This is a genomic window from Lentzea sp. NPDC003310 (genome assembly GCF_040610935.1).
In the GTDB taxonomy this organism is placed as follows: Bacteria; Actinomycetota; Actinomycetes; order Mycobacteriales; family Pseudonocardiaceae; genus Lentzea.
Genome location: NZ_JBEXNC010000006.1, coordinates 280,473 through 290,181, shown reverse-complemented (window position 1 = coordinate 290,181; position 9,709 = coordinate 280,473). Strand labels below are relative to the sequence as shown.

The window sequence follows — 9,709 nt, the reverse complement described above, 5'->3', positions numbered from 1 at the left end:
ACCCGAAGGGGACCTCACAGGGGTAGGTGCGCCATGGACCACGCACTGAACAAGGTCATCGAGCTGCGCGAGAGCGGCTTCCAGTTCCTCCACCTGAGGGACGACGCCGGGCAGCTCGACCGGATCATGGCGTTCAAGCAGCGCAGAGGCTTCATCGACTCGATCCTGTTCTGGTCCGAGACCGAGGCGCGCGCGGGACGACTGCCCGCGGTGCGCGACTCGGCCCGTCCGGCCCAGGCCGTGTGGATCTACGAGGGCCCGTTGATCGAGGCCGTGGACAGGCTGCTCGACCTGCCTGAACCCGGCGCGCGCAACGCTCCTTCGCTGATGAAGGCCACGGCATCGGATCTGGCCGTGGTGACGACGCTGCCGTTCAAGCTGAAGTTGCCTCCGGGCGCGATCGCTTAGTTCTCGAAGTCGCCGCGCTTGACGGCGTTGATGAACGCTGCCCATTCGGGCGCGGCGACCTCGGAATTTGCCCGATTTTTCGTGTCACGCACGCGCGCGGCTGAGCCGTTCAGCGCAATCTCCACGCAACTACCGTCTCCGCCGTTGTTGCTGCGGCTGCTCTTACGCCACACAACAGACACTGTCCGACCCCTACCTCTCGGCGGCCAACCTCTCGATCCACACGGCGGACTCTTCGGGGGTCAACGCCAGCTTCGAGAGGTGCTTGAAGGTAAGGATAGTGGCCTTGACCCGGTCGGGGTCCTCGATGTGGACCGATCCACCGGCGTGCTCGACGTAGAGGACCTGCGGGTCGCCCGCATAGGGAAAGTCGAGCAGATTGAAGCCGCCGTTGTGACCGTCGTGCAGCCCAGTCCTGTCCAATACGACCTGAATCGTGACGTTCGGTAGCAGCCCGACCTTCTTGATGTGGAGAAGCTGATCTCGGTCTGCATAGCGGAGGGCCGCCTCGGTGAGGATCGCGTGGTAGTGGAGGGGGTTGTCACCTACCAGTCGCTGCTGCCTCCTGATGCGCACGGCCACCTGCTCCTCAGTCCACCTCTTGGACCGCTGAGACGCGGACCCGGCAAAGACCGCACGCATGTACTGCTTCGCCTGCACCATGCCAGGGATGTAGTTCGGCTGGAACTCCCTCACCCTCGTCGCGTCGTGCTCCAGGCTGAGGTAGCCCTGCACCTCGGGACGGTGTTGCTTCCACCACCCCTTCTCCCTGGCTCGCTCCCACATCTCGACGTACGGAGCTTCCTCGTCGGCTATGACGCCGTACATGTCGAGCATGGCCCGCAGCGCGTGGATGTCCGGCACCTGACCGTTCTCGATCCGGCTCAGCTTCGGAACGTTGTAGTTGATTCGTGCGGCCGCGTCCCGCTGACTCAGCCCCGATCGTTCGCGCAGCACTTTCAACGCCTCGCCGAGGCGTCTCTGCCGGAACGTGGGTTCAGCCACGGTCCAAACGGTAAGGGCGAGATCCGGAATTTGAGATTCTCACTCGCCGAGTGCGGTGAGGACCGTCCTGTTCATGGACCACTTCCACCGCATCGAGTACCACCGCCGCCTCCCCGACGGCGCGATGGAACTCGCGCACACCGAAGAGGTCGTCGACCACGGTTGGTACATAAGGAAAGGCGACGACTGGCGCCGCCGGTACACGGTGGAATGCGCGTACGACTTCATGAACCGCGCCGGAACGAAACCGGGTCTGTACGCGATCTCCGTGTGGCGGGGCGAGAACCGCGTCTGCACGACCACAGTGCGCTGGCAGCCCCTAAAGGATGAAGAACTTCCCTCGCCTGAGTTACGCAGCTTGATGTAGAGGGTTCGCCTGCGACACGTTCGCGCTCATGAACCTCAGGAAGACCGTCGCGGGGGCCGCTGTCGCCCTCGGCAGCACCGCCGTCATGCTCGGCCTGGGTGGTACCGCACACGCCGCCGACCACGCGGACGTCACCGCCAACACGCAGCCCGACCTCGGTGGTCAGCTGGGTGAGGTCGCCCAGGTCGGCAACCTCGCGTCCGTCGACACCTCCGACGCCGCCGGCAAGATCCAGGCGATCAACGCCGAAGAGGCCAACGTCGACGCGCTCGTCGAGAACGTCGACGCGGGTGCGACCGGTCTGCCGGCCGCCACGCTGCTCGGCCTGAACGAGCCGCACGGCACGCCGAGCGGTTTCGCGCACGTCGACATCTGATCCAACAGGACTTTCCTGGCCGGGGCGGCGCCCGATTCCCTCCCCCTCGAATCGGGCGCCGTTCCACTTTTGAGGAGCGGAACGCCTTGGGCATCAAGAAGATCGTCGCTTCCGCCGGCATCGCCGCCGGTGCGCTCGCCGCGCTGGCCGGTACCGCGAGCGCCGCGCCGTCGGTGCCCGACGCGATCGGCAAGGTCAGCGATCTCGGTGACAGCGCCGGGGTCAGCACGCTGCACAACTTCGGCGGCGCCAACGTGGAGATGATCCACGACGGCAGCAAGGTCGTCGACAGCCAGCCCTAACGGCCGGCCGCGTAGCCCTGTGCGCCTCGTGGGTTCGCCCCGGCGCGCAGCAGTCCGTCTGCCGCATCCCTTGCCACGGCGGACATCCGGCCCAGCGTCCACTCGCCGGCGTCCACCACCTGGTGGCCCCGCGAGCGCAGCTCCTCCAGCACGTCCGCGCCGACCCGCGACTCGATGACGAGTTCGCCCGGGGTCCAGGCGCGCGGGTAGAACGAGCTCGGGAACGCGTTCGAGTGCCACATCGGCGAGTCGATCGCCTCCTGCAGGTTCAGGCCCGCCTGGTGCGCGAGCCAGAAGCCGAGCTGCCACTGGTCCTGCTGGTCGCCGCCGGGCGTGCCGAACGCCAGCGCCGGGCGGCCGTCGCGCAGGGCCATCGACGGGGACAGCGTGATCCGCGGGCGCTTGCCCGGCGCCAGCGAGTTCGGCAGTCCCTTGTCCAGCCAGAACATCTGGGCGCGGCTGCCCAGGCAGAAGCCGAGCGACGGGATCGTCGGCGACGACTGCAGCCAGCCGCCGGACGGGGTCGCCGAGACCATGTTGCCCCAGCGGTCCACGACGTCCACGTGCACGGTGTCGCCGCGCGTCACGCCGGAGCGTTCCACGGTCGGTTCGCCGATCGCGCCCGTCGGGTCGGAGACGAGGGCCGACGGTCCGCTGGTGATGTGCTTCGGCAGCAACGGTTCCCGGCCGTCGGGCGAGCCCGGCCGCAGTTCCAGCGAGGCCGTGGAGGAGATCAGCGCGCGGCGTTCGGCGGCGTACTCGCGCGACAACAACGTCTCCAGCGGCACGTCCGGGACGTCGCCGTACCAGGCCTCGCGGTCGGCGAACGCGAGCTTCGCGGCCTCGACGGCCAGGTGGATGGTCTCCGCGGTCGGCCGTCCGTCCACGTAGGACAGTTCGTAGCCCTCCAGCAGCCGGAGCTGTTGCGCCAGAACGGGTCCCTGCGTCCAGCCGCCGGCCTTCACCAGCGACCACTCGCCGAAGTCCGCGACGACCGCGTCCTCGTAGGAGGCCTCCCACGACGCCATGTCGGCGCCGGTCAGCACGCCCGCGTGGTCACGTCCGGAGTCGTCGCGGAACTCCGAGCGGCAGAACTCGTCGATCTGCGCGGCCACGAACCCCTGCGACCACGCCCGGCGCGCGGCCTCGATCTGCGCCTCGCGGTCGGCGCCGGCGGCCTCGGCGGCGGCGAGCAGCCACTCCCAGGTGTCGGCGAGCTTGGGGTTCCGGAAGCGGCCGCCGGGAGCGGGCAGGACGCCGTCGGGCATCCACTGCGCGGCGGACGTCGGCCAGTGGTCGCGGAAGAGGTCGGCGACCATCCCGATCGTGTACGAGGCCCGTTCGACGAGCGGGAAGCCGTCGCGGGCGTAGCCGATCGCCCGGTCGAGGACGTCACGCAGAGTCTTGGTGCCGTGGTCACGCAGAAGGGTGAGCCAGCCGTCCCACGCACCCGGCACCGTGGCGGCCAGCAGACCGCTGCCGGGGATCAGCGAAAGGCCGAGATCGGTGTAGTGCTCGATCGACGCGCCGGCGGGCGCCACACCCTGTCCGCAGAGCACCTGCGGGGCCGCACCGGCCGCCGAGAAGATGATCGGAACCTCGCCACCTGGGCCGTTGAGGTGCGGTTCCACCACCTGGAGCACGAAGCCGGCGGCAACCGCGGCGTCGAAGGCGTTGCCGCCGTCCTCCAGGACCGCCATGGCCGAGGCGGAGGCCAGCCAGTGGGTCGACCCCACCATTCCGAAGGTGCCGACGAGTTCGGGGCGCGTGGTGAACACGCTCATAAAGGTACGCGAGGCTAACTATCTTTCATGACTCCAAGTGACGCATGCCCCAGCCCCGAACGGAGCAACCCCTGAGACCGGTACGACTTTGGTCGTAGCGGACGGTGACAGATGTCCTACCAGAGGTCTACCGGCGCGGGCGATGTTTCGAAACTCGCCGAGCGGCACAGTTCTAGACATGGGAATTCTTGGTGTCGCGACGATCTTCATCGGACTCGCGCTCGTGGCCGCGGTGCCGCTGGTGGCACTGCTCCACTGGACCGACCGTTGAGTTCGAGGTAACGAGCGTTAACCTCCTCGCGAGCAGTTCGCTTCGAGGAGGGTGAAGGCATGGAGATCTCGGGTACCGCGGCCATCGTCACCGGTGGCGCGTCCGGTCTCGGCGGTGCGACCGCACGTGCGCTGGCGGCGCGAGGAGCGCAGGTGTTCGCGCTCGACCTGCCCAGTGCCATCGAGAAGGCCGAAGCGGTCGAGAACGTCACCTACCTGGCCGCCGACGTGACCTCGGGTGAAGAGGTCCAGGCCGCCGTCGACACCGCCGCGGGCTCCGGCGCCCCGCTGCGCATCACCGTGAACTGCGCGGGCATCGGCCCGTCGACCCGCACGGTCGGCAAGTCCGGCCCGCACGACCTCGACCTCTACCGCAAGGTCATCGAGGTCAACCTCATCGGCACGTTCAACGTCCTGCGCCTGGCCGCCGCCGCCATGGGCAAGACCGAGGAGCTCGAGCACGGCGCCCGCGGCGTCATCATCAACACCGCGTCCATCGCCGCGTTCGACGGCCAGATCGGCCAGGTCGCGTACGCCTCGTCCAAGGGCGGCATCGTCGGCATGACCCTCCCGGCCGCCCGCGACCTCTCGAGCGTCGGCATCCGCGTGCTCACCATCGCGCCCGGCATCGTCGACACCCCGATGCTCGCCACGGTCTCGGACGAGTTCCGCGCGGGCCTCGCCGCCGGCGTGCCGTTCCCGAAGCGTCTGGCGCAGCCGGCCGAGTACGCGCAGCTCGCGGTCTCGCTGGTCGAGCACGACTACCTGAACGGCGAGGTCGTCCGCATGGACGGCGCCCTCCGGATGGCTCCTCGCTAGAGGTCTCCGGCGTACGGCAGACGGGACATGGCGTCCGAGGTCATCCACTCGCGCAGGCGGTGGGTGGCCAGGACGTCGTCCTCGTTGTACTCCAGCAACCGCTGCCGCTGGGCCACGTCCAGCTCGTCGCCGTTCATCCCGACCGCGGACCGGTACCAGCGCATGGAGTTCTCGCCGCCGGCCTCGGGGTCGCGCCACGAGAACCCGGCGACCGGCGCGATCACCTTCAGGCCCTTGCCGTGCGCGCACAGGAACTGCTCGCGGACGATGCCGAACAGGTCGACCCAGGCGTCCGAGTTGATGAACTCCTTGACCTGCGCCACGGTCGGGATGCCGGGCTTGCCCGCGAACCGCTCCGCCGACGCCAGCAGCCAGCGGTTCTCCGCCAGCTCGTTGTAGCAGTAGGCGCGGAACGACAGGCCGCGTGCCTTGGCGCGCAACCGGATGCCGGTCAGCCAGGTCCAGAACTCGGCGAACGAACGGGCCTCGTCGTCGCACGGCAGCGCGTCCCACGTGACGAACGCGCGGTAGCCCTGCGGTTCGTCGATGTCCTTGCCGGACAGCAGGCAGCCCCACATGTACGCGCCCAGGTCGCCGAAGCTCTCCATGTCGACGTCGACCTCGACGTCGGCGCGCGGCACGTTCATCTCGGGCACGCGGCGCACCAGGGTCAGGTCGCGCAGCCACGCCCGTGCTAGCACCACGGCGTCGCCGAACGGCATGCCGACGAGCTGGACCGGACCCTCGGCAGCGGGGTCGAGCTCCGCCAGTGCGTCCACAGTGGACAGGCCGATCTTGCGCAGCGCCACCGCGTCCTCGCCGCGCACGACGAGGCTGACGTCCCTGCCCTGCTTCAGGTCGCTGTCGCACGTCGGCCACCACGGGCAGGTCTTGCAGTCGACGATGCGGGACGGGCGGGCGAGCGGTTCCTTCTCGTTCGCGGCCGCCAGCGCCACGGCGAGCCGGTCGCTGAACCGCGCGTCGTACTCGGACAGCGCGGTGCGGCCGCCGGGCCACGTCGGCGCTTCGAGGTCGTGCCAGAGCACCACGTCGGCGTCCATGCCGATCACGCCACCGGTGGCGCGGCCAGACCGCGCGTAGCCCGCGGCCTGCAGCTGCCGTTGCGCGTGGGCCAGTCGCAGCTGGTCACGGGGCTGCGGGCGGACCTTGCGGTGCGGGTCCGTGCGGCTGCCGTCGGGCAGCGGCATCGTCAGCGGACTGGTCTTCGCGCCCTGGCCGGGGTCGGTGATCTTGTGCCGGACGACCAGCACCGGCACGTAGCCCGTGGAGTCCTTGACCAGCAGGTCGATCCCGCCGCGCCGGCCACCTCGGGGGTCGCGCGGCAGCGCGGCGCCCCAGATGTAGGGCGCCCCCATCTCCATCGCGGCGAGCGTCACGCGTTCGCGGTCCGCGCTGCGCACGTCCGGTCCGCTCGGCACCTCGAAGAGGTTCGAGCCGACGATCCTGCCGAGCGCGTCCGCCACCGCGCGACGGTGGTTCGTCGCGTCCGCTTTCCGTTGCTCCGAAGCCGGATCCGGCGCCGCCTTGGGGGCGTCGCGCATTTCCGGATCGTTTTCGAGGTGCACCCGCCGCCGACAACGAGTGACCACGCCGGCGTCTAGCTGCACCTGGGAAGTCACAGGATGCAGCGTATGTCGCGCGTCGAGGAGATGTGTCGGCAACCTGCACAGTAAGTTTCAGGGGACGGAGGAGGAGTACCCGAATGGCGCGCAAAGCGAAGGCCGGCTTCACGCCCAGCCGAGCGAAGAACCTGGTCGGTGTCGCGAAGGTGGTGGCCCCGGCCCTCATTCCGGTGCTCGCCCCGGTGATCGCTCGCGGAGCAGGGGTTTTGAGCGAGCAGTACGACCGGTACCGGGCGCGCAGGCTCGGCATCGACGTCGCCGACATCGGCAGGTACTCCGGATACGGCGCCCGGTTGCACGCTCGAATTGTCGGCTTTTCGGAGTCGCTCGAGACATTGCGGGCCGCAGATTCCGATTGGGTTTCGAAGACCGAGACACGGCTGGCGCAGTTGCTCGCCGCCGTGCGCGCGTCCGAACGCATGCCGACGGCCCGGCGCAAAGCAGCGCACCGGGCCGTCGGGACGGACTTGGACGTGCTCGAGCAGGAGTTGCTCAGGCGTTTGAACGTTCGCTGACGTCGGGTCGCGGAGTGACGTCCGGCGTCTTGCCGGTCACCTCCGCCACGGCCCTGACCGCCGCCTCCTCGACCACCTGACCGGGGTCGAGGTGGGCGGTGACCTCCTCCATCACCTCGGCCACGCGTTCCTCGCGCCGGATCATCGGGTCCGAGCGCAGGTCCTTCGCGAGCGAGACGCAGAGCCCGATCATCACGACCATGAACGGCAGCGCCGCGATGATCGTCAGGTTCTGCAGGCCGGTCAGCGCGTCGGAACCGCCGACGAGCAGCATCACCGCCGCGACGGCACCCGTCACCACACCCCAGAAGATCACCACGGGCTTGGTCGGCCGGATGGTGCCCTCCTGCGAGAGCGTTCCCATCACGATCGACGCGGCGTCCGCGCCGGACACGAAGAAGATCGCCACCAGGATCATCACCACGACGCTGGCGACCGCGGCGAGCGGGAACTGGTCGAGCAGCGAGAAGAGCTGCGACTCGGGCGTCGACTGGCCGGCGAGGTCGACGCCGGACCGCTGTTCGAAGATCGCCGTGCCACCGAGGATCGCGAACCACACGAGCGACACCGCGGACGGCACCAGGATCACGCCGGCGACGAACTGCTTGATCGTGCGGCCGCGGGAGATCCGGGCGATGAACATGCCGACGAACGGCGTCCACGAGATCCACCAGGCCCAGTAGAAGATCGTCCAACCGGACAGCCAGGTCTCGGTCGCGTCGCCACCGGACGCGGCGGTGCGGCCCGCCATCGTCGCCAGCTCGCGGAAGTAGTCGCCGAGCGCCGTCGGCAGCAGGTTCAGGATGAAGATCGTCGGGCCGACCACGAACAGGAACAGCGCGAGCACCACGGCCAGCACCATGTTGATGTTCGACAGCCACTGGATGCCCTTGGCGACGCCCGAGACCGCGGACGCGACGAACGCGACGGTCAGGATCGCGATGACCGCGACCAGGGCTCCCTTGCCGATGTCACCGGCCCAGCCGGCCGCCTCCAGCCCGCTCCCGATCTGCAGGGCGCCGAGACCGAGGGAGGCGGCCGAGCCGAAGAGGGTCGCGAAGATCGCCATCACGTCGATGGCGCGACCCCAGCCCGATGCCGCCCGCTTTCCGAGCAGCGGCGCGAAGGCGGAGCTGATCAGCGACGAACGGCCGCGGCGGAAGCTGCTGTACGCGATGGCGATGCCGACGATGGCGTAGATCGCCCACGGGTGCAGCGTCCAGTGGAAGAGCGTGGTGGCCATCGCCGTCTCCAACGGGTCCCCGTCGGTGCCGGGCGGCGGCTTCACGAAGTGGGTCAGCGGCTCGTTGACGCCGTAGAACATCAGCCCGATGCCCATGCCGGCGCTGAACATCATCGCCACCCAGGACACGGTCTTGAACTCGGGTTTCTCGTCGTCCTGGCCGAGCGGGATCTTGCCGTAGCGGCTGAACGCGAGCCACAGCGCGAAGACCACGAAGCCCGTGGCGGAGAGCACAAAAGCCCAGCCCAGATGCTGGATGATCCAGCCGAGCGCGGCCTTCGAAGCAGAGGCCAACGAGTCTGTCCCGACGATTCCCCAGGTCACGAACGCAAGCGTGAGACCTGCGGCAACGCCGAACACGACCCGGTCGGTACGGCCCGGCTTGTCGCATTGAACGGTCATGCGGCCGTGATTACCCGCAGGTAGACCAGTTCAAACTCCTCCGATTACCCTCAATCCTCGTGAGTACACGGCCGAGTGAGTTGCGCACCCTGCGGGGTTTCGCGCTCGCGTTGACGTCGTCCGCGCTCACGATCACCGCCCACGGGCTGGGCGGCGGCGAGATCTCCGAGTTCATCCACGCCTTACCGCTGGTGGTGCTGATCGCGTTCGCGGCGGCCTCCCTGGCGGACCGGCGGACCGGGAAGCTCTCGATCATCGCCGGGCTCGGCACCGCCCAGCTCGCGCAGCACCTGCTGCTGACCTGGGTGAGCCACGAGCACACCGGCACGCTGACCGGGCAGATGTTCGTGGCGCACCTCGTCGCCGCGACGCTGACCGGCATCCTGCTGTTCCACGCCGAGAACGCCCTGTTCAGGCTGTTCGCCGCCGTCACCCGCCTGATCCCCCGCAGGCTCACGCCGCTGCCGGTCACCACGCCGGCGCGGACGTTCACCAGCACGCCGTACGTCCGGAACGCGCACGTCCTGGACCTCCAGCGGGCGAATCGGCGGCGCGGCCCGCCCTGTGACTCCTGA

General features: G+C 69.0%; 12 protein-coding genes. 7 read left to right on the top strand and 5 right to left on the bottom strand.

Features of this window, described 5'->3' with window-relative positions; genetic code table 11:
* Nucleotides 1–33 precede the first annotated feature (33 nt).
* A complete protein-coding gene (locus tag ABZX02_RS14055; RefSeq protein WP_355298089.1) occupies nucleotides 34–408 on the top strand; it encodes a hypothetical protein in 375 nt (124 codons plus the stop codon).
* Here the strand turns inward: ABZX02_RS14055 and ABZX02_RS14050 are convergent.
* Together ABZX02_RS14050 and ABZX02_RS14045 are read right to left on the bottom strand one after the other, a co-directional pair.
* Nucleotides 405–581 carry a DUF397 domain-containing protein gene (locus ABZX02_RS14050; RefSeq protein WP_355298088.1) on the bottom strand — a complete coding sequence of 59 codons (177 nt, stop codon included), beginning with the start codon at nucleotides 579–581 and terminating at the stop codon, nucleotides 405–407. The two genes, ABZX02_RS14055 and ABZX02_RS14050, sit on opposite strands and share 4 nt — an antisense overlap.
* A 19-nt stretch (nucleotides 582–600) precedes the next feature.
* A complete protein-coding gene (locus ABZX02_RS14045; RefSeq protein WP_355298086.1) occupies nucleotides 601–1,413 on the bottom strand; it encodes a helix-turn-helix transcriptional regulator in 813 nt (270 codons plus the stop codon).
* Between the two features lie 73 nt (nucleotides 1,414–1,486).
* Here ABZX02_RS14045 and ABZX02_RS14040 point away from each other — a divergent pair, with 73 nt between their 5' ends.
* From ABZX02_RS14040 to ABZX02_RS14030, 3 genes are all read left to right on the top strand, one after another.
* The gene (locus ABZX02_RS14040) at nucleotides 1,487–1,780 is read left to right on the top strand and encodes a hypothetical protein (RefSeq protein WP_355298084.1); all 294 of its coding nucleotides are present in this window, start codon (nucleotides 1,487–1,489) and stop codon (nucleotides 1,778–1,780) included.
* A 28-nt stretch (nucleotides 1,781–1,808) separates the two neighbouring features.
* Entirely contained in the window at nucleotides 1,809–2,156 is a 348-nt protein-coding gene (locus ABZX02_RS14035; RefSeq protein WP_355298082.1) for a hypothetical protein, read from the top strand.
* An 86-nt stretch (nucleotides 2,157–2,242) separates the two neighbouring features.
* On the top strand, nucleotides 2,243–2,458 hold the full coding sequence (locus ABZX02_RS14030; protein ID WP_355298080.1) for a hypothetical protein: 216 nt from the start codon (nucleotides 2,243–2,245) through the stop codon (nucleotides 2,456–2,458).
* On the opposite strand, the gene ABZX02_RS14025 is transcribed toward ABZX02_RS14030, so the two are convergent.
* Nucleotides 2,455–4,242, bottom strand: coding sequence for a gamma-glutamyltransferase family protein (locus ABZX02_RS14025; protein ID WP_355298078.1), 1,788 nt, complete (start codon nucleotides 4,240–4,242; stop codon nucleotides 2,455–2,457). The two genes, ABZX02_RS14030 and ABZX02_RS14025, sit on opposite strands and share 4 nt — an antisense overlap.
* A gap of 330 nt (nucleotides 4,243–4,572) precedes the next feature.
* Here ABZX02_RS14025 and ABZX02_RS14020 point away from each other — a divergent pair, with 330 nt between their 5' ends.
* Nucleotides 4,573–5,331, top strand: a complete 759-nt coding sequence (locus ABZX02_RS14020) for an SDR family NAD(P)-dependent oxidoreductase (protein ID WP_355298076.1) — start codon at nucleotides 4,573–4,575, stop codon at nucleotides 5,329–5,331.
* On the opposite strand, the gene ABZX02_RS14015 is transcribed toward ABZX02_RS14020, so the two are convergent.
* A complete protein-coding gene (locus ABZX02_RS14015; RefSeq protein WP_355298075.1) occupies nucleotides 5,328–6,971 on the bottom strand; it encodes a TM0106 family RecB-like putative nuclease in 1,644 nt (547 codons plus the stop codon). The genes ABZX02_RS14020 and ABZX02_RS14015 overlap by 4 nt on opposite strands.
* Before the next feature lie 83 nt (nucleotides 6,972–7,054).
* Between ABZX02_RS14015 and ABZX02_RS14010 the strand changes: the two genes are divergently transcribed.
* Nucleotides 7,055–7,489 carry a DUF6474 family protein gene (locus tag ABZX02_RS14010; protein ID WP_355298073.1) on the top strand — a complete coding sequence of 145 codons (435 nt, stop codon included), beginning with the start codon at nucleotides 7,055–7,057 and terminating at the stop codon, nucleotides 7,487–7,489.
* On the opposite strand, the gene ABZX02_RS14005 is transcribed toward ABZX02_RS14010, so the two are convergent.
* Nucleotides 7,467–9,134: a BCCT family transporter gene (locus ABZX02_RS14005; protein ID WP_355298071.1), complete on the bottom strand. Its 1,668-nt coding sequence runs from the start codon at nucleotides 9,132–9,134 to the stop codon at nucleotides 7,467–7,469. The two genes, ABZX02_RS14010 and ABZX02_RS14005, sit on opposite strands and share 23 nt — an antisense overlap.
* A 59-nt stretch (nucleotides 9,135–9,193) precedes the next feature.
* Here ABZX02_RS14005 and ABZX02_RS14000 point away from each other — a divergent pair, with 59 nt between their 5' ends.
* Nucleotides 9,194–9,709, top strand: a complete 516-nt coding sequence (locus ABZX02_RS14000; protein ID WP_355298069.1) for a hypothetical protein — start codon at nucleotides 9,194–9,196, stop codon at nucleotides 9,707–9,709.